This window comes from Pseudomonas sp. LTR0, assembly GCF_036630035.1.
In the GTDB taxonomy this organism is placed as follows: domain Bacteria; phylum Pseudomonadota; class Gammaproteobacteria; order Pseudomonadales; family Pseudomonadaceae; genus Aquipseudomonas; species Aquipseudomonas putida_Y.
This window is the reverse complement of record NZ_CP123734.1, coordinates 3,849,316-3,867,585: the sequence shown is the minus strand read 5'-3', so window position 1 is coordinate 3,867,585 and position 18,270 is coordinate 3,849,316. Positions and strand designations below refer to the sequence as shown.

The 18,270-nt window shown below is 57.3% G+C and carries 14 protein-coding genes, 1 tRNA gene and 1 pseudogene; 8 read left to right on the top strand and 8 right to left on the bottom strand.

The features are described from left to right. The first annotated feature begins 23 nt into the window (after nt 1–23). Complete coding sequence (locus QCL51_RS17775) at nt 24–1,220, top strand: IS256 family transposase (protein ID WP_004575957.1); 1,197 nt, start codon at nt 24–26, stop codon at nt 1,218–1,220. A gap of 32 nt (nt 1,221–1,252) precedes the next feature. Here the strand turns inward: QCL51_RS17775 and QCL51_RS17770 are convergent, their stop codons facing one another. From QCL51_RS17770 to QCL51_RS17745, 6 genes are all read right to left on the bottom strand, one after another. Continuing rightward, nucleotides 1,253–1,831: a P-loop NTPase fold protein gene (locus QCL51_RS17770; protein ID WP_338443865.1), complete on the bottom strand. Its 579-nt coding sequence runs from the start codon at nt 1,829–1,831 to the stop codon at nt 1,253–1,255. A gap of 841 nt (nt 1,832–2,672) precedes the next feature. Beyond that, nucleotides 2,673–4,010 carry a site-specific integrase gene (locus QCL51_RS17765; RefSeq protein ID WP_338443864.1) on the bottom strand — a complete coding sequence of 446 codons (1,338 nt, stop codon included), beginning with the start codon at nt 4,008–4,010 and terminating at the stop codon, nt 2,673–2,675. 27 nt (nt 4,011–4,037) lie between these two features. Beyond that, nucleotides 4,038–5,093 carry a hypothetical protein gene (locus QCL51_RS17760; protein WP_338443863.1) on the bottom strand — a complete coding sequence of 352 codons (1,056 nt, stop codon included), beginning with the start codon at nt 5,091–5,093 and terminating at the stop codon, nt 4,038–4,040. Beyond that, nucleotides 5,086–7,299 carry a tyrosine-type recombinase/integrase gene (locus QCL51_RS17755; protein ID WP_338443861.1) on the bottom strand — a complete coding sequence of 738 codons (2,214 nt, stop codon included), beginning with the start codon at nt 7,297–7,299 and terminating at the stop codon, nt 5,086–5,088. Before QCL51_RS17755 ends, QCL51_RS17760 begins: the two co-directional genes overlap by 8 nt. Further along, on the bottom strand, nt 7,292–9,565 hold the full coding sequence (locus QCL51_RS17750; protein ID WP_338443857.1) for a hypothetical protein: 2,274 nt from the start codon (nt 9,563–9,565) through the stop codon (nt 7,292–7,294). The genes QCL51_RS17755 and QCL51_RS17750 overlap by 8 nt, the downstream gene beginning before the upstream one ends. An 18-nt stretch (nt 9,566–9,583) precedes the next feature. Then, nucleotides 9,584–10,429, bottom strand: coding sequence for a deoxynucleotide monophosphate kinase (locus QCL51_RS17745; protein WP_338443855.1), 846 nt, complete (start codon nt 10,427–10,429; stop codon nt 9,584–9,586). Nucleotides 10,430–10,545: 116 nt separating this feature from the next. Here QCL51_RS17745 and QCL51_RS17740 point away from each other — a divergent pair. The 7 genes and pseudogenes from QCL51_RS17740 to QCL51_RS17710 form a co-directional block, all read left to right on the top strand. Beyond that, nucleotides 10,546–10,884, top strand: a pseudogene (locus QCL51_RS17740) (dTMP kinase); the annotation flags it as partial. Beyond that, a complete protein-coding gene (locus QCL51_RS17735) occupies nt 10,877–11,863 on the top strand; it encodes a DNA polymerase III subunit delta' (RefSeq protein ID WP_021784988.1) in 987 nt (328 codons plus the stop codon). The pseudogene QCL51_RS17740 and the gene QCL51_RS17735, both read left to right, overlap by 8 nt. A gap of 30 nt (nt 11,864–11,893) precedes the next feature. Beyond that, a complete protein-coding gene (locus QCL51_RS17730; RefSeq protein ID WP_021784989.1) occupies nt 11,894–12,676 on the top strand; it encodes a TatD family hydrolase in 783 nt (260 codons plus the stop codon). A gap of 673 nt (nt 12,677–13,349) precedes the next feature. Further along, nucleotides 13,350–13,985, top strand: coding sequence for a TetR/AcrR family transcriptional regulator (locus QCL51_RS17725; RefSeq protein ID WP_021784990.1), 636 nt, complete (start codon nt 13,350–13,352; stop codon nt 13,983–13,985). Nucleotides 13,986–14,242: 257 nt separating this feature from the next. After that, nucleotides 14,243–15,211: a radical SAM protein gene (locus tag QCL51_RS17720; protein ID WP_021784991.1), complete on the top strand. Its 969-nt coding sequence runs from the start codon at nt 14,243–14,245 to the stop codon at nt 15,209–15,211. Nucleotides 15,212–15,277: 66 nt separating this feature from the next. Continuing rightward, nucleotides 15,278–15,883 carry a DUF4823 domain-containing protein gene (locus QCL51_RS17715; protein ID WP_021784992.1) on the top strand — a complete coding sequence of 202 codons (606 nt, stop codon included), beginning with the start codon at nt 15,278–15,280 and terminating at the stop codon, nt 15,881–15,883. 10 nt (nt 15,884–15,893) lie between these two features. Then, the gene (locus QCL51_RS17710) at nt 15,894–16,454 is read left to right on the top strand and encodes a DUF1285 domain-containing protein (protein ID WP_103443900.1); all 561 of its coding nucleotides are present in this window, start codon (nt 15,894–15,896) and stop codon (nt 16,452–16,454) included. Between the two features lie 350 nt (nt 16,455–16,804). On the opposite strand, the gene QCL51_RS17705 is transcribed toward QCL51_RS17710, so the two are convergent. Together QCL51_RS17705 and QCL51_RS17700 are read right to left on the bottom strand one after the other, a co-directional pair. Beyond that, nucleotides 16,805–16,880 (bottom strand) — tRNA-Asn (locus QCL51_RS17705). A 62-nt stretch (nt 16,881–16,942) separates the two neighbouring features. Further along, on the bottom strand, nt 16,943–18,139 hold the full coding sequence (locus QCL51_RS17700; RefSeq protein ID WP_021784994.1) for an amino acid aminotransferase: 1,197 nt from the start codon (nt 18,137–18,139) through the stop codon (nt 16,943–16,945). Nucleotides 18,140–18,270: the final 131 nt, after the last annotated feature.

Below are 18,270 nucleotides of genomic sequence, written 5' to 3'. Positions count from 1 at the left end.
AAACACTCACCAGAGAAACCACGATGACCAAGCCCACTATCGCATTGACCGAGTTGGTTGAGAAAGGGGCAGACGCTGATCTGCTCAAGCAAATGATCCAGTTCGTTGCCCAGCGCATGATGGAGTTCGACGTCGAAGGCCTGTGCGGCGCGGGCTTCGATGTCAAAAGCCCAGACCGGACAAATAGCCGTAATGGCTACCGCGATCGTCTTTGGCAAACCCGCGCAGGCGACGTCGACCTTAAGATTCCCAAGCTGCGCCAAGGCAGCTATTTCCCTGGTTTCCTTGAACCTCGACGCACCGCTGAGAAAGCCATGGCGGCAGTCATCCAGGAGGCCTACATCCAAGGCGTTTCAACACGCTCAGTGGACGAGCTGGTCAAAGCCATGGGCATGACCGGCATCTCCAAAAGCCAGGTCTCACGGCTAGCTGGTGAGATCGATGAGCGCGTTCACGCCTTCCTTGACCGCCCGCTTGAGGGCGACTGGCCCTATCTCTGGATCGATGCCACCTACGTCAAAGTGCGGGAGGCCGGACGCATCGTCTCGGTCGCCGTAATAATCGCCGTGGCCGTGAACACCGACGGTGGCCGCGAAGTCCTGGGCATGCGGGTTGGGCCGTCAGAGGCTGAGCCGTTCTGGACAGACTTCCTGCGCAGCCTCACGCGACGTGGCTTGCGGGGCGTGAAACTGGTCATCTCCGACGCCCACGAAGGGCTCAAGGCGGCTGTTTCCAAGGTCTTCAACGCGACCTGGCAGCGCTGCCGTGTGCATTTCATGCGTAATGCCATGGCCCACGTCGGCAAAGGTCAGCGCACCATGGTGGCGGCCCTACTGCGCACAGTCTTCGCCCAGGACAGCCGTGCCGAATGCCATCAGCAATGGCGTTTGGTCGCTGATCAGCTACGCGAAAAATACCCCAAGATCGCGACACTCATGGACGGCTGCGAGGATGAAGTGCTGGCTCACATGGCGTTTCCAAAAGCGCACCGACAGCAATTACACAGCACCAATCCACTGGAGCGGCTTAACGCGGAGATCAAACGCCGCACCGACGTCGTAGGCATCTTTCCCAACGATCCTGCAATCACACGGCTGGTAGGCGCGATGCTGCTGGAGCAGAACGACGAGTGGTGCCTGCAACGGCGTTACATGCAGTTGGAGGCCTTTGAGGCAGTCAGCGATAATCCACAGGCCAAGCTGTCGGCCGTGATCAACTAAACGGCGAACTCAGCGGCCAGAACCATGATGAGTTACACCACTTCCCGGGACACGATCGCCTGGACGACGGCATTTTCCAGCGGCAGCCATTTCAAGCCAGCAGCCACGAATAGCAGGTAGGTGACCACTGCGATAAGGAACGCCGGCACCGGGGCGACCCAGCTCATCAAGTGTTGCTTGGTAAGTTCACCTACACCCTTGTTGACTGTTTCTGTGTGGGTGACATTGCGATAGAGGTCATCATGAAGCTTGCTCTCATCACCACCTAATTCCAGGAACACGTGGCGCAGGAGTGCACGTTTGATATCTTGCTCCTTGCCGCCGAACCGCCAGGCGTTGAACGTGATGCTTTTGAAGCGCTGACTGCGCGGGCGGCGTCCTCCCGCTGTCGAGGTGTCATCAGCCAAGGCGTGCGTATACATCTCTTTGATGGAACTCTTGCCGGTTCCCCAACCGCCAAGCAATCCGATGCTGAATGGCGGCTGATGACCTTCATTTTCAATCAGGCTCCGGAGCGCCTGAGCATAGTGCCGGTGCCCGAATGCATCATCCTCTTCTTTCTCGATGTGGCGATCCAGCACAGCAGGCATGGAGCGGCGTGTATCTAGCATCCCGTCTTCCCTAGTGGCATATGGCATTTGGCTACCCTGGGGAAGCTTACTTGCCCTGCCAACCAGTCGCTAGCGCTACTCAACTACTCCTCTAAAGCGCGCAGGCCTGCTGATGTCAGGCGCAAGTGGACTGAAGAGGGGGCGGAGTGGGCAGCATTCAGGGTGAGGAGTACAGATGTATTCTTCACGTTTCTTGGCATCAGTCGCCTACAGAACAGCCTGCTGCCTGGCGGCTGATACGTATACCGTTCGGATAAGCAGGCCTTTACTGCGTGATATCAAAATGATATTTACTGATCCACACAATCAGGAAGTGGTGAGCACATGGCATTTGGTGACAAAGCAGCAGCGAGTTCGGCAATAGCTACTGGGGCAGCGGCAGGCGTAGCCAATGCCTCTTTGGTTTACGGTGGCGCGGTTGCAGTAGCCAACGCTGCCGGCCTGAGCGGTGCAGCGGCGACCAGTTCTGCGCTCGCAGCATTGGGCGGTGGTGCCGTTGCGGCGGGTGGCGGCGGGATGGCGGCTGGTGTCATGGCTGTAGCTACAGCGGCTGCATGGCCAGCCGCTGCAGTGGCTGTGGCTGGCTACGGTGGTTATCGCCTTTATAAGTGGCTTCGATAGCATCCACCCCTGCCAACCTGGTTGACCAGCAGAAGCAGTTAAGCCTGTAGCGAGGTAACGCTTGATGAGAAAGCTCATAGGTGCTGGGACGACAGCCCTATGAGCTTATCGCTCATACTGCAGAGGCGCTGTCTGGTATCCATGCCCACGCGCGCTCATTCCCAAGCGCCCCGTCGTCGAGGCGATGGGCTGGCCGTGTGGTTGGAGCCGTTTCTAAGCATCACGCGGCTTCTTCGGCTCCTTCATCAGAAGGCTCACCTACCGCAATGTCCTTCGGCAGGTCTAGGTCTTTGACAAAGCCTCGAATAGTCTGAACGGGCGACTCAATGAGGTCGAACGTTTTGCCTTTGTGCACCATCATGATCACCCGTGCCATATCGATGTAGTATTTGTAGGTCGTCTCAATGTCCTCATGTCCAAGCTGCTGGATGATGGCCTGTGAGGTGGCGGCGTAAAGCACTTCCATGGGCTCAGTGAGCAGTCGGTCGCCAAAGGTTGCGATAATGTGCTGTGTCGGCCACCAGTGTCTGTTCTGATAGAACGTGATGTGGTCTCGGAATGGTTTGCCTTGTTTAAGTAGTTTTGCTTTTGCGTCATTAGTACGTGAGGCAATCATTGATTCAGTGACAGGCTCGCCCTTTTTATTGAGGAAAAGGATGCCCGGTGGGCAATCATGTCTGTACTTCTTTTTATAGAGCTTTTTCCGAATGGAATAGTAAGGGATAATGTAGTTGTCTTCGAGAGCTTTCAGGTCGTCCATGTTGATGACGATCTCTCGGTCTTTATTCCCTTTGCTCCCAATGACCTCATATTTCATGCTTGGCCCCGTATGATCCATTTCAGAATACGGCATGATGTGGATATTTTTGCCGTTCCCATATAGCGGGAACTTTACAAGATCCATGGGGCGCATGGCTGTGCCTAGTCCCAAATTGAATAGAACCGCATAGACGGGGTCAGTGTACGCTTCGAGCAGTAACTCTATTTCTTGGTCGGTGATAAGAAAGTCGGATTGTCGTTGACGACTTTTCTTCTCCAGAACCCTAATGTTGTCACTGTCGATCTTCATGCGGCTGCGGGTCTGAATATAGTTGAGCATCCTTGTGCTGCGAAAATTCGCGCGCCAGGTCTTGAATACGACATCGACGTTGGTCAGAAAGCCTCTGGTGTTCAGCCAGTCAAAAAAATTCAAGAGAATCTTGGCGTCTTCAAATGTTGTTTCCAGAGTGGGGCTCAGCGATTGTTTTTGAAGTCGCTCCACCTGTCGCTGAACCTGCCAGCGCATGATGTCGCGATTGTCCGCAAGCATATGATATGCGCCAAGTTCCTGACCCTTGAATTTTGGCTGAGTTGAGAGAAATCGGTAAAACATCGAAATGATCGACGCGTACCGGTTTGAGGTTCTAAGCGAGTTGCGCGTTTTTTGATAAAGAAAAATGTTTGGGTGGCTAAGGAGGATTTTTTGACCACGCTGCTCGGCAATCAAGATGGTATGAGTAACCTGTTGGGAGGTTTCCAAGCTGTTGTAAGTGATATCTTTTGTGGTGATTTTCAGCATCTGCGAGCATCCTCTGTTAGGCGCAAGTCAATCGCCTTGCTTTATTTTAAAAAATACAACTTCATCGACGCCCCACTCGATGCTGGGATTAGTGGCCGTATCGGCCCCCTTGATCTCCATTAGGGGTGGCTGAATTTTTTGAAAAATAAAGGTGCGCTGAGCCTTTTTCTCACTTTCAGAGGCGGTGTAGGGGATGTGGATGCTTCGTTTGAACTCACTGGGTATTTGCTTTAAGAAGTTTTGAAATTCGCTTCGACCAAAAAGTGGAAGCCGAATGATGAGGCTCAGCTCGTTGCGCAGGCTTGTGTAGCTATCGGCAAAAGTACTAAATCGTGATATGTAGCGGTCGGCAAACATCACCACGTGCACGTCGCTTGTGCCTTGGTACTTTGCTAGCTTGTCGCGAATAATGCGAATTTCGCTGGACTTGGACGTTTCAAACTCTTCAAGCGTTGAGCCGCGCTGGTGTGACATGCTCAAGGTTTCGATATCTACGTTGAACACCAGTTTATTTTGGGCTGGCAGCGATTTTCCAGGGCTGGTCGCTCCCGCTGCCAGGCCATGCGACTGCATCAATTTGAGCTCCAGACGGCTGATCTGCTTCAGCAATTCGGCGTTGTGGAGCGTCTGCTTCTCTAGGGCGCTGCGCATCTTGTTGCTTTCAAGAAGCACGATATCGCCATTCATGAGCGAGGTGATATGCGAGCTCAAAGCCTTTTCCAAGGCCTTTTCGTGGGCGACCTGCAGCTTTTCCAGCTTTTTCTCGTACTTGGTTTCAATCTCGTTAATTGCCGTTTGCGTTTCCATTTGCTCGCGCAGTGGGGAGCCTTCAACCAGCTCCACCACATCACGCTTGCCAGTTATGTAGGGCTTGAGGTCGCCATAGTAACGATCTAGGGCCTGCCGGCTGATGCCGGCACCTTTGGCGAGCTCAACTAGCTTCAGCTTGGTTTTATTGCCCGCCAAGTGATGGTCAACGATCAGCTGGACGAGCAGGGCCCGCCGATCGGCGACCCCTGGTTCACCTGATGCGGCTGGGGTCGCTTCGTTTGATTGGAGCGGTGTGTCCTTGATGTTAGACATGCGTCACTCCGATCAACTGCGAGGACGAATGGCCGGTCGCTTTCAGGTTGGCCAGGTGCACTTGGATGGAAGCAATCCGGCGCTGCAGCTCGTATTCCACGTGGTGGGCGAGCTTGCCATTGCCGGCCTGGAGCACCTGGTTGTAGAAGGTCTCGTTGTCGACCAGCGCTTGCTTGGCCGTTTCGAGCACGATGATCTTCTTGCAGTCCAGTTGGCAGTTGCTCGGATCCGGCATGATCAAGTCACCCTCGATCTTGCGTCCGTGCAGGCAGGGCGGCAGCGTCTCATTGGTGAAATGCTCGCCCGTCAGGCAATAAGTCCCAACTGCTGTCCGTCGCACAAACAGCGGCTCGCCGCTGGCCAGGATGTGGGAGATGTAGCTCAGCAGTGACAGCTTGAACTGCTTACCGGCGAACTCGTCCGGGCGCTTGAAGATCTGGCTGTAGATGCGTTTGGCTGCGTCGCCTGAGTGCGCACCCAAGCGAATGCCGGCAACGATCTCGTGGAACTCCCGCGTATAGCTCTGCTCGATCGCGATCGCCACCGTGCGCACCATCAACGGGTTGCGGGCGATGTAGCGCAGCGTCATGGCGTAGCTGTGATGCCCGAACAGTGCGCGGATGATGTCGATGTTGCGTTCGTCCCGGTTGATCAGGATCTCGGCGATGGACTTGCGGAAGCGGTGGCAGTGCAGGCGCTCGATGGGCAACTCTTGCTTGAGTTGGAGAATGATGAAGTTGATGAGGCCAGGGGTCGCTTTTTTGACCTTGCGAACCGAGCGCTGAGCCTGGAACAGCCAGCCTTCTTTTTTGAATGGCTCGATGCTGCGGACGTCTTCGTACTGCTGGATCATATCACCCAGAAATTTTGGGATTGGGAGCTGATCTTCTTCCCCGTGCTTCGGATTCTTGGCGGTCTTGAAGCGCACGATGCGCATCCAGTAATCGCCGTTTGCGTCCTGGGTAAGGTCATCAAAGCGCATGATCGCAAGCTCTGATTTTCGGGCGCCAGTGATCAGCGCAGTCAAAATGAAGATGGCGTTCCGGATGCCGTCCAGCGCGCGGCTGTAGCCGTCAAACCAGGTGTACGAGAACTGCTGGATACCATCTTTGATGTGATTGCGGATCTGCGGTGACATCACGGTCTTATCGCCAGACTCGATTGTCATTAGCTCTTCTAGCCTTGTCTGACGCGTGGAACGCGTCAATACACGATCAGAAAGATAGGCCGTTTTGGTGTCAACCAGGTAATCCTTGAGCAGTTTGAGCTTGGGCATGACACCTTCGAGCCAGAACATCGAGTAATCCATCAGGATCTCAAGATCTTCTTCCGAGTAGCTGACCCAGCCGTCCATGGTGCCTTGGAAGCGGCTTTTGATCACTTCTTTCCGGCGTTCCGGGGTGTCGATTTCGTCGAGCTTGATGTCGAGGCGCAGTTCTTCAGGAATCAGCTTGTGTTGAGATAGGTTGATCCAGAGTCGGACTGTTTTGAAAAGCGCGAAGTAGTTGTGCTTAAACCCGCTATTCTTGGCCGCTTCGAACGCTTTCAGCACCATGGGGGTTGAAACTAGCCGGATGTGCTCGGGGCGTGCTGTGATCTTGTTCGGCTCGAACAGGTACTGTTCAAGGTTCTTGTACTCACCACCCCACTGTTTTGTGGTGACTGCTGAGCGAATGTAGCTGAATGGGGAAAACTCAGGAATGACGTGATAGATCAGCGCCCGCTTGAGATCGTTGGAGCCAGGCAACTTTCGGTCGAAACGAACGTTGTTAGGAAATGCATGCTTGCCGTGTGGAAAGCGCCAGATAGCGGCCTTATAGTCGGAGGCCTCGCAAACAGGGAAATTTCCATCCGTAAGCTCCAGCTTTTTGACCAGCGTGATGGATGGCTCTGCAACGGCAGTGTCGAGCTCCTCACTCAGCCCTTCAACTTCTTCGAGCTCCGATTCGGCAGAGTCCTCCTCAGCCTCTTGAAGCAGGCGCTCTTCCTCGCTTAGCTCCCCATCGTCTTCTGGTTCGTCATCTGGTTGGTCTTCGTTCCTGGCTTTTTGTTTGGCCTTGTTTTTCGTCTGCTTAGCTTCTTCCAAGTCAACGATGGCTTGGTTGACGTCAGGTTGTTGAGCGGTCGCTTGAGCTTCGCTGGCATCAGCAGGCTGGTGGCCATCTTCGGTGTAATGCAGGTCGAATTGCTCGGTGTTATTAGACATTTTCGGCCTCGCTCTCAAAGATGATTTCCAGCATTTTCAGGTCGCGTGGGAGCAGCGGGGAGTGGTAACGGCGATACCGCTCAGCGGCCTCAACATCGTCCTCGTCCCCCCATTCATCAATGATGTACTGGATGACCTCCCTTTCTTTGGCAAGGCGCGAGCGGAAGCCGTCTTCGCTTTCCTCGTTCAAGAGCTCTGACAGATGGGCCTCGCGTTCCATCAGGTACGGCAGCGAGTCAGCAAACAGGCGCAGTCGGCTGCAGAAGATGCACTCATGAATGGCGAAGCACTTGCGGCCCGTGCTAACAATGATCTCAGACCCCGCCCAATCGGGCCTCATCTGGTCGGCGCAGCTCCACAGCGGCTGGGTCTTGCCAGGAATGTGAAAGACCTTGAGGTTGGTCTTCGCGTCAGCCTGCGCCTGCTTACCCAGCAGACCTTTAAACTGCCGCGTTCGTAGCAGGTTGATCACTTCTTCCAGCTCTGAGCGAAGGCGCTTGAGTCGCTCCATGTGCGCTGCACTGGAGTTGTCGTAGAAGATGTCGGTGGTTTCCCGGTCGGCATGGCCCAGGGTCTGGGAGAGCAGGGCGACGGGGTTGTATTTCTTCTTATACAGCAGCCAGGTTGGCCGGAAGCGGCGGGTCAGCTCAGAGGCTGTTGTCAGCCTTTTACCACTGTCGATGACCTCGTACTGCCGCAAGAACTGCTGAACGCCGATCCTGAACGTCTTAGGGTGTGCTATCGAGGTGTGGCGACCGCCCTTGCGCCACTCACCCCAAGGTCTGATGCAAGCGAACATCGGGTTCATGTTGTCTTCGCTTGTTTTGGCTGAGATGACTTCCCATGGAATACCAGCGAACGGTGCCGAAAGCTCTTTAGCCATCTCGATGAGGGTATAGAAGCTAAGCGGATCACCCTTGCGCGTCGGCAAGCTCATGCGCTTTGGTGACTCGAACGGTTTACCTGCGCCCTGAGAACGATTTTTCTCAGACCACACGACTTTGATTGCTTCCTCAATGGTGCCAGTCAGAAGGTGTTCAAAATCGTCTTGGTCAATCGCCAGAGCTGTTTCCTTGTTCCAGCCGCTTTGGAACATCATGAACATGAGAATTGCAGCCATGTCGACGACGTTGGGGTAGTAAAGGTTCAGCATCTCATCCATGCTTAAAATTTGGATTGCCTTACCGTTAGTGCGGTTTGCCGTGGTTAGACGATGAATGATAATTTTGATTACATCGTCGCAGCCTTCCTCGATAACTGTCGTCTCAGCGTGGGCATATTTAGTGAAGAGTAATTCCCTGTCGTAGCTGAAGGGGAAGCCGTGGTTTATAAGCGTCCGCACCGCACGTGCATAATCCATTTGCCAATGAGCAAATCCACCAGTGTTGAGCGGGTCGGCCTCGCCACTGAGTGTATAGTTACCCCTGTCACGTTCATAAATGAGATGAAATTTTTCTCTGGCGTTCTCATCGGTGGCTAAAGATCGAATTTCAACATCGTCGCATCTGGCTAGACGAGATGTGAAGGCTGAAAGTCTTGTTCTTTGCTTATTTTTGAGCAAGTAGTAATGCCATTCAAATATTCTGCGCTTGGTGCACGCAGGCCGCACTGTCTCCAAGATTTCGGCAGCGGTATATGGTTGGGCAGCTTCGACCTCCTCTCGGAAACTGAATTTTGCTTTGAGCTTCAGCATGTGCATGCGGAAGGCCCTCTCAAATGTCTCAAAGCCTTCATCGGATAGGGGAGGGCTCCCTTTACCTTTAGTGATGGGAACGATTGGGAGTAGCAGCCTGGGAATCAGCCCCGTGTCGTCAGCTACTAGTTTGCAGGCCGTTTTGAATTTTTCGGCGTTAGCGATGGGGAGATTGTTGTCCAGTAGGTAGTCAATGTAGCCTTGGAACACCTCACCCGAAATATCTACAAACTTTTTGACGTGTAGCGGAACTGGATTTCGATCGTTGTGCTTCTTTACATAGTCGAGCATATGCTCAATGCTGGTGCGCAGAAGGTAGCCGTTAGAGCTCGCACGATCGGGCGCATAATTAATAAATACAAAGTGAAGCTTTTGACATAAGTCAGATTGCGGATTGTAATGCGGGCTGAGCATGTAGCGGCACGGAATCTCAGTGTCATCTAACGAGATTACTCGGATGATCGAATCGCCGTCATCAATAATGCTTTCCGGCGGGTTGATCGGGCCTAGGTCATCCTCTCTAGTTGCAAAGGCTTCGTCGTCTGCGACTGGCTTGTTTTCAATGGCTGTCATCGGTCTGTCTTCTTATTCTTATTGTTTTTTCTTGTTTTTATTGGTTGTGTTGCGGTGTTGGGTGGTGCTGCATTGTTGCCATGCGTTTTGAACAGCTGTCTGCAGATCGCCGAGGGAGCCGTCATTAGTAATCAGCAGGTCGTCTAGGGCTCTGGCGATGCCATGCTCGGATGAGTGTGCATTCACCTTCTGGAGATTTGGGCGAACGATGTGCCAGATCTGGCCATTGTGCGCACGGAGAAAGGCAGCTTCGTTTTCGAAGCGGATGTCCTTGAAAATCACCGTCGTGGCGTCCGCAGGGATCTTGCTTCTCGGCTTTAGAGGTTCAATAGGACGTTGGGCTCGCCGGGTGTCGTAGTCAGGGTACAGGGCATAAGCGTGGCTTTTGAGCAGGTCGATTGCTTCTCCGGGTGAGAGCCCCCAGGTGGTGTCGAGGGTACTCAGGAGTGCCGGGTTAGTCAGTTGCTCGTGCGTGAAATCAAAAATGGCACGGGCGGCTAGGGTGAACGGGGTGTCCTCTGCCTCTGAACCACTGGCCGTGGCCGCACCGGTCAACGAAGCTGCAGGTGGATTGATTTCGCGTTCTGCTCGGATCAACCAGTGGTCTGGGTTATGATTGCGCATCCATTCGGTACCCACCGTTTGGAAGAACTCTCTAGGCGAGCGGCCCCACAGCTCGATCGTTTGTTCCTTGATGTCGTCGCACCAGGTTTCGTCTTCGGTTAGGCCGAACAGAGCCTGACAGCCGAGCTTCAACGGATCAGCGAGAGCATAGGCGGCTACACCCGGGTAGCTCAGCAGCATCGACGCCACGGTGTCTTTTCCTGACCGCGCCAGGGCAGCTAGGCCGATGATCGTTCTCATTAGTACTCCTTGTTTTCGGCGCCTAGGCCCCGGATTTCATGGCTTGCAGGGCGTTTACGTTTCCAAAAAAGGATTATAACCCTACTGTGTTTACATTTGGTGAAAACCGAAAACAAGACGCTACCTATGCCTATCAGGGCGGCGGTCGTGGCTTGTCGGTCGAGCGTATCGCTACCCTGGAGCAATTCGTCCAGGGCGACCTGCGCCCGGACCTGACCCTGGTCTTCGACCTGCCGGTGGAAGTGGGCCTTGCCCGAGCCGCTGCCCGTGGCCGCCTGGACCGATTCGAGCAGGAAGGGCAGGCCTTCTTCGAAGCGGTGCGCCAGGCGTACCTGCAGCGCGCCCAGGGCGCGCCACAGCGCTACAGCTTGCTTGATGCGGCACAATCCCTGGAGGCTGTGCAGCGTGACATCGACGCACTGCTGCCAGGCATTTTGGGGCGTTGCCGTGGCTGAGGCCTACCCCTGGCAGCAGGCGCTGTGGCAGCAACTGGCCGGGCGTAGCCGGCACGCCCACGCCTATCTGCTGCATGGGCCGCAGGGTATTGGCAAGCGGGCCCTGGCCGAGCGCCTGATGGCGCGCCTGTTGTGCCAGCAGCCGCAGGGTCTGGACGCTTGTGGGGCGTGTAAGTCGTGCCTGTTGCTCAAGGCCGGCAGCCACCCGGACAACTTCGTCCTCGAACCGGAAGAGGCTGACAAGCCGATCAAGGTCGACCAGGTGCGTGAGCTGGTGGCTTTTGTGGTGCAGACCGCGCAGTTGGGCGGGCGCAAGGTGGTGTTGATCGAGCCGGTGGAGGCGATGAATGTCAATGCCTCCAACGCCCTGCTTAAAAGCCTTGAAGAACCTTCCGGTGATACCGTGTTGTTGCTGGTTACGCACCAGCCCAGCCGTCTGTTGCCGACGATCAAGAGCCGCTGCCAGCAGGTCGCCTGTCCGCAGCCCAGCCTGGCCCAGAGCCAGGCATGGCTGGCCGGCGCGTTACCCGACTGCGACGAGGTCGAGCGCGATGAACTGCTGACGCTGGCCGCGGGTTCGCCATTGATGGCGGTCAGCTTGCAGGCGCAGGGTGTGCGCGAGCAACGTGCGCTGGTTACCGACGGGGTGAAGAAGTTGCTCAAGCAGCAGCAATCGCCCAGTCAGCTGGCCGATGCCTGGAGCAGTGTGCCGTTGTTACTGCTGTTCGACTGGTTTTGCGATTGGTCGCACCTGATCCTGCGCTACCAGTTGACCCAGGACGAGGAAGGGTTAGGCTTGGCCGATATGCGCAAGGTCGTGCAGTACCTGGCCCAGAAGAGCCGACAGGCCAAGGTGCTGGAGGTGCAGGCATGGATCCTCGAGCAGCGCCAGAAGGTGCTGGGCAAGGCCAACCTCAACCGTGCCTTGCTGCTTGAATCGCTGCTGGCTCACTGGCTGCAACTGCCGGGTGCCCGCTGATCTCCCATTTTTCATGTGTGCCGTTATCCCATGCTCGTAGACTCCCATTGCCACCTCGACCGTCTTGACCTCAGTGCCCACCAGGGCTCCCTGGATGCTGCCCTGCAGGCGGCGCGTGAGCGTGGGGTCGGGCATTTCCTGTGCATTGGCGTCAGTGCCGAGAATGCGGGGGCAGTGAAGGCGCTGAGCGAGCAGTACGCTGACGTCGACTGCTCGGTGGGCGTGCACCCGCTGGACCTGGCCCCTGGTGAAACCCCGGCGTTGGAATGGTTATTGCGCGAATTGGCCCACCCGCATGTGGTGGCGATTGGTGAAACCGGGCTGGATTACCACTACGAGCCGGAGGCTGCCGAGTTGCAGCAGGCTTCGTTCCGCCTGCACCTGGAGGCCTCGAGGCAGACCGGCAAGCCGGTGATCGTGCATACCCGGGCGGCGCGCGCCGATACCCTGGCGCTGCTGCGTGAGGCCAACCTGCCGCAGGCTGGTGTGCTGCACTGCTTTACCGAAGACTGGGACATGGCCAAGGCGGCGCTGGACCTGGGTTATTACATTTCGCTGTCTGGAATCGTGACCTTCCGCAATGCCGAGGCGTTGCGTGAGGTGGCGCGGCAGGTGCCTGTCGATCGCTTGCTGGTGGAGACCGATTCACCCTATCTGGCACCGATTCCGCACCGGGGCAAGCCGAACTTGCCGCAGTATGTGCGGGAGGTGGCGGAGTATGTGGCTTCCCTGCGTGGGGCCAGTTATGAGCAGTTGGCCGAGCAGACTACCGCCAACTTCAAGCGTCTGTTTCCGTTGGCGCGTGTGGATTGATTCACCGGGGTTAGAGATTGCGTGAGGGTTACAAGGTGCCTGCCACAGCCCTTGCAGCGCCTATGAGATCGAGCGCCGCCCGCGCGGCGCTTCGCGGGTAAACCCGCTCCTACGTTTGTTTCGGGCCAGTCCGTCCTGTGCCAGGCGCGCGCGACCGCCTTGTTTGTACGACGCGATATCGAGGCGTGCGCCAAGGCGTTCGCGCGCAAATCCCACAGGCCTAATTGGCCCGAAACAAACGTAGGAGCGGGTTTACCCGCGAAGCGCCGCGCGGGCGGCGCTCGATCTCACGGGCGCTGAAACTCTTGCGGCACGCACCTGACAGCCGTCACACCATCCTCCCCACAAAAACACAAAAAAAACCCGGGTTCTGGGGGAGGAATCCGGGTTAAGACCATTAGGAGTAAAACAAAGGTACGCGGTCCCTGAGCACCTTTATCGGCGCGCCACTGGGGGGGATGCGCCGCGCCAACACTTCAAGTATTGGTCAGGTTTGGCGCAGTGCCAGTGCATATTGGACGTTTTTTAAACAGATTTGGAATACGCCAACGTTTCATTCCTCCCGCAGCGCATGGCTGTATGTATCGTGAAACACAGACATGTGTGGATGATCCGTGCAATTTCCCGCAAGTTAGGCATAATAAACCGCTTCGATTGTCATCCAGTCCTTCCCATGCAGAAAGAACCTCGTAAGGTCCGTGAGTTTCGCCGTCGCGAACAGGAAATCCTCGATACCGCGCTCAAGCTGTTTCTCGAGCAAGGTGAAGACAGCGTCACTGTCGAGATGATCGCCGACGCCGTGGGCATCGGCAAAGGCACGATCTACAAGCACTTCAAGTCCAAGGCGGAGATCTACCTTCGCCTGATGCTCGACTACGAGCGTGACCTGAACGAGCTGTTGCACTCGGCCGACGTCGACCGTGACAAGGAAGCGCTGTCGCGCGCCTACTTCGAGTTCCGCATGCGCGACCCGCAACGCTACCGGCTGTTCGACCGCCTTGAGGAAAAGGTGGTCAAGGGCAATCAGGTGCCGGAAATGGTCGAGCAGTTGCACAGCATCCGTGCCTCCAACTTCGACCGCCTAACCCTGCTGATCAAGGGCCGAATCAGCGAAGGCAAGCTCGAAGACGTGCCGCCGTATTTCCACTACTGCGCTGCCTGGGCGCTGGTGCACGGCGCTGTGGCGCTGTACCACTCGCCGTTCTGGAGCAATGTGCTGGAGGACCAGGAAGGTTTCTTCCAGTTCCTGATGGATATTGGTGTGCGGATGGGCAACAAGCGCAAGCGCGACCCGGAACCCTCGAACTGAGCATTGCACAAAACTGCGTGGGCCCTGTGGCAGCGGGCACGCCCGCGAACACCGGCGCAGCCGGTGCCAGCCACCGCGTTTGATTCTTCGCGGGTACGCCCGCTGCCACAAGTACTGCATCGTGGGTGCTCTGCGCGGCAGCGCAGCCTGCAGCGTTCGGCTATCGCTTGAACATTCGGCATTGTTCATTGGGGGTTGCAAAAACCTGATTTATGAGTCAGGTTTTGCCAGCCCCTTCATCCATGCCGGAGTCACTCATGATCGTCGATCGTCAAGGCAGGCGCTTTCGCAACCTGCGCGTCAGCCTGACGGCTGCCTGCAACTACGCCTGTACCTACTGCGTACCTGACGGCAAGCGGCTGGTGGCGGCGCAGGACGAGCTGTCGGCGGATGCCCTGGCCCGTGGCGTGGCCTATCTGATCGAAGCTGCCGGCATCGAGCGCCTGCGCATAACTGGCGGTGAGCCATTGGTTAGCCCGCGTCTGGATGCCTTTCTGGCTACCGTGGCCAAACTCGACCTTGACGACATCTCGCTGACCACCAATGGCCAGTTGCTGGCGCGCAAGTTGCCGCAACTGCAGGCGGCCGGGATTCGTCGGCTGAACGTTTCCCTCGATACCCTCGACCCGCTGGCTTTCCGCCAGATTGCTCGTGGCGGCGACCTGGGCGCTGTGCTGGACGGAATGGAGCGGGCGAGCGCCCTGGGCATGCGAATCAAGGTCAACATGGTGCCGATGCGAGGGAAAAACCTCGATCAGGTACTGCCGCTGCTGGATTACTGCCTCGCGCGCGGCTTCGAGCTGCGCTTTATCGAACTGATGCGCATGGGCCATCTTGCCCATGATCGCAACGCCTTCCTCCAACAGTTTGTCGGCCTCGACCAACTGCTTGCGCTGATCGGCGGCCAGCATACCTACGCCCAGGTGGATGCGCCGCTGGACGCCACTGCCATGCGTTACCACATCCCTGGCAGGGGCCACTTCGGCGTCATTGCCAACGAAAGCGTGCCGTTTTGCCGTACCTGCTCGCGGCTGCGCCTGTCTTCCACGGGCTGGCTGCATGGCTGCCTGTCATCTGGTAATCGGCACTTCGTCGGCGACCTGCTGGAAAAGCCGCGTCATCAGGCGTTGCCGGCCTTGCAGCGGTTGTTGGTCAAGGCATTGGCAGACAAGCAGGACCTGGCCTTTTCCGGCGGCGTGACGGTCATGAAAGTGATCGGTGGCTGAAGCTGGCGCAAAAGCTGCATCCGCCGGCTATTCGCCGGTTTTTCGTCGCCGGCCACTGGAGGAAAGATGCGTAGCCTGGTCTTGCTGCTGGCGCTGATGGCGCTGGGCGGCTGCATGAATGTCAGTGATATGGGCGAGGGCGTCCGCTATCACATGAGCGATGCCGGTTTGCTGGACCACAGCGAAACCCGTCGCACCTTGTCGATCCGCCTGCAGCCTGATTCATTCATCTTCATCGGCCAAGGTGCGTTCGTGCCGCCGGGCAAGGGGCCGGCGCCTCGGCAGAATGCAGTGGCTCAGCAGGCGTTCAAGAGTTTCGTCGAATACTTCCCGATGGTGCGTCGCGCCCAGGGGCCGCTGGGCCTGGAAGAGGCCATTGCCCAGGCGCGCTCGGTAGGCGCCGACTACCTGCTGTACACCCGCTTCGCTCGTACCGACGATCGCATCGGCAATGGTGACGAGTGGTATGACGAGCAGGCCGTCGACCGTCTGGGCTGGGACACTGGCGTGGTGCAGATGATGCTGATCGAAACCAATACCCGCTACCTGATCGACACCGCACGCATCAAGAGCCGTGGCGGTTTGTTGACGTTCCACGACAACACCCCGGAGGATTTGCTTGGCGCGCCGATGCGCGAGTACGCTCGTAGCCTCTTGGGCATGAGTGAATGAGGCAAGCGTGATGAGTGACTCCGGCAAGGCCAATGACCTTCTGGCGCAGATCCCCAAGGCCAAGGGGCTGCCGCCGGTGCACCTGTGGAACCCGGATTTCTGTGGTGACATCGACATGCGCATCGCCCGCGACGGCACCTGGTATTACCTGGGCACGCCGATCGGGCGAAAGCCGATGGTGCGGCTGTTCTCGACCATCATTCGCCGCGATGGCGATGACTATTTCCTGATCACCCCGGTAGAGAAGGTCGGCATTCGTGTCGACGATGCGCCGTTCGTGGCCGTGCTGCTGGAAGTGCAGGGGGAAGGCGAACAACAGGTGCTGCGCTTTACCAGCAATGTCGAGGACCAGGTCGAGGCCGGTCCGGATAACCCTCTGCGGGTGGTGATCGACCCGGTGACGCAGGAGCCATCACCGTATGTGCTGATGCGCAGCAACCTGGAGGCGCTGATACATCGCAATGTATTTTACCAACTGGTGGAGCTGGCGGTGCCGCGTGTGATCGAGGGGGAGGAATGGTTGGGCGTCTGGAGCCAGGGTCAGTTTTACCCGATTGGGCGTAGTGGTTGAGGGCTCTGGGGCTGGATGGTGCATGTCTTGGGTTTTGTGCTGCCCGGCAGATCGAGCGCCGCCCGCGCGGCGCATCGCGAGCTGTGCTCGCTCCTACGTTTGTTTCGGGCCAGTAACGTCTGTTACAGGCGCGCGCGACCGCCTTGTTTGTACGACGTGATATTGCGCCATGCGCCAAGGCGTCCGCGCGCAAATGGCACAGGAATGATTGGCCAGAAACAAACGTAGGAGCGAGCACAGCTCGCGATGCGCCGCGCGGGCGGCGCTCGATCTACCAGGCGCCGACATACTTCCGGTGAACAACGAAAAAGCCCCCGGTTGCTTACGCAACACGGGGGCTTTTCAATGTTTGGCTCCGCGACCTGGACTCGAACCAGGGACCCAATGATTAACAGTCATTTGCTCTACCGACTGAGCTATCGCGGAATCTGCGCGTATCTTACTGATTGCCCGGGAGAAGTCAACCCACCCCCAGGCAAAACAATGAGTTACAGCACTTCCACGATAGCTTTGGTCACCACGTGGATGTTGCTCTGGTTCAGCGCGGCCACCGCGATACGGCCGGTGTCCAGGGCATAGATGCCGAAGTCGTTCTTCAGGCGGGCAACCTGTTCAACGGTCAGGCCCGAGTAGGAGAACATGCCGACCTGGCGGCCAACGAAGCTGAAGTCGCGGTTGGCACCGTATTCGGCCAGCAGCGATACCATCTGCTTGCGCATGCCGTGGATACGCTCGCGCATTTCGGCCAGTTCGGTTTCCCACATCTGGCGCAGTTCTGCGCTGTTCAGCACGGTGGCAACAATGGTTGCGCCGTGGGTTGGCGGGTTGGAGTAGGTGGTGCGGATCACGCGCTTGACCTGCGACAGCACGCGGGTGCTCTCGTCCTTGGAGGCGGTCACGATCGACAGTGCGCCGACGCGCTCGCCGTACAGCGAGAACGATTTGGAGAACGAGCTGGAAACAAAGAACTCCAGGCCCGACTCTGCGAACAGGCGCACGGCGAAGGCGTCTTCGGCGATACCGTCACCAAAGCCCTGGTAGGCCATGTCGAGGAACGGCACGTGGCCCTTGGCCTTGACTACTTCCAGAACGTTCTTCCAGTCGTCCAGGTTCAGGTCGACGCCCGTCGGGTTGTGGCAGCAGGCGTGCAGCACCACGATCGAGCCGGACGGCAGGGCGTTGAGGTCTTCGAGCATGCCAGCGCGGTTGACGTCGTTGGTCGGCGCATCGTAGTAGCGGTAGTTCTGCACCGGGAAGCCGGCCGATTCGAACAGCGCACGGTGGTTTTCCCAGCTCGGGTCGCTGATGGCAACCACGGCGTCTGGCGAGATGCGCTTGAGAAAGTCGGCGCCGATCTTCAGCGCGCCGGTACCACCGACGGCCTGCACGGTGACCACGCGGCCAGCGGCCAGCAGTGGCGACTCGGCGCCGAACAGCAGCTTCTGCACAGCCTGGTCGTAGGTGGCGATGCCGTCGATCGGCAGGTAGCCGCGCGAAGCGTGCTGGGCGGCACGCTGGGTTTCGGCTTCGATCACGGCGCGCAGCAGCGGAATGCGGCCTTCCTCATTGCAATACACGCCTACGCCCAGGTTGACCTTGTCGGTACGTGGGTCGGCGTTGAATGCTTCGTTGAGGCCCAGAATAGGGTCGCGGGGTGCCAGCTCGACAGCGGAAAACAGGCTCATTGTTACCTTGGCTCTGATTGGAGTGTGATAGGGCGTACACGCTCCAGCCGAATGCACTGAAGCGGTGCACAAACGGGGAGTCAGTATAGTGATACCGACCGGTCACCGCGACACTCTGGCACAGCTTTTAG

What these genes read in the sequence shown, in the direction of transcription:
- QCL51_RS17775 (WP_004575957.1), top strand. Translation starts at nt 24, where the DNA reads ATGACCAAGCCCACTATCGCATTGACCGAGTTGGTTGAGAAAGGGGCA.
- QCL51_RS17770 (WP_338443865.1), bottom strand. Translation starts at nt 1,831, where the DNA reads ATGCTAGATACACGCCGCTCCATGCCTGCTGTGCTGGATCGCCACATC.
- QCL51_RS17765 (WP_338443864.1), bottom strand. Translation starts at nt 4,010, where the DNA reads ATGCTGAAAATCACCACAAAAGATATCACTTACAACAGCTTGGAAACC.
- QCL51_RS17760 (WP_338443863.1), bottom strand. Translation starts at nt 5,093, where the DNA reads ATGTCTAACATCAAGGACACACCGCTCCAATCAAACGAAGCGACCCCA.
- QCL51_RS17755 (WP_338443861.1), bottom strand. Translation starts at nt 7,299, where the DNA reads ATGTCTAATAACACCGAGCAATTCGACCTGCATTACACCGAAGATGGC.
- QCL51_RS17750 (WP_338443857.1), bottom strand. Translation starts at nt 9,565, where the DNA reads ATGACAGCCATTGAAAACAAGCCAGTCGCAGACGACGAAGCCTTTGCA.
- QCL51_RS17745 (WP_338443855.1), bottom strand. Translation starts at nt 10,429, where the DNA reads ATGAGAACGATCATCGGCCTAGCTGCCCTGGCGCGGTCAGGAAAAGAC.
- QCL51_RS17730 (WP_021784989.1), top strand. Translation starts at nt 11,894, where the DNA reads ATGCTCGTAGACTCCCATTGCCACCTCGACCGTCTTGACCTCAGTGCC.
- QCL51_RS17725 (WP_021784990.1), top strand. Translation starts at nt 13,350, where the DNA reads ATGCAGAAAGAACCTCGTAAGGTCCGTGAGTTTCGCCGTCGCGAACAG.
- QCL51_RS17720 (WP_021784991.1), top strand. Translation starts at nt 14,243, where the DNA reads ATGATCGTCGATCGTCAAGGCAGGCGCTTTCGCAACCTGCGCGTCAGC.
- QCL51_RS17715 (WP_021784992.1), top strand. Translation starts at nt 15,278, where the DNA reads ATGCGTAGCCTGGTCTTGCTGCTGGCGCTGATGGCGCTGGGCGGCTGC.
- QCL51_RS17710 (WP_103443900.1), top strand. Translation starts at nt 15,894, where the DNA reads ATGAGTGACTCCGGCAAGGCCAATGACCTTCTGGCGCAGATCCCCAAG.
- QCL51_RS17700 (WP_021784994.1), bottom strand. Translation starts at nt 18,139, where the DNA reads ATGAGCCTGTTTTCCGCTGTCGAGCTGGCACCCCGCGACCCTATTCTG.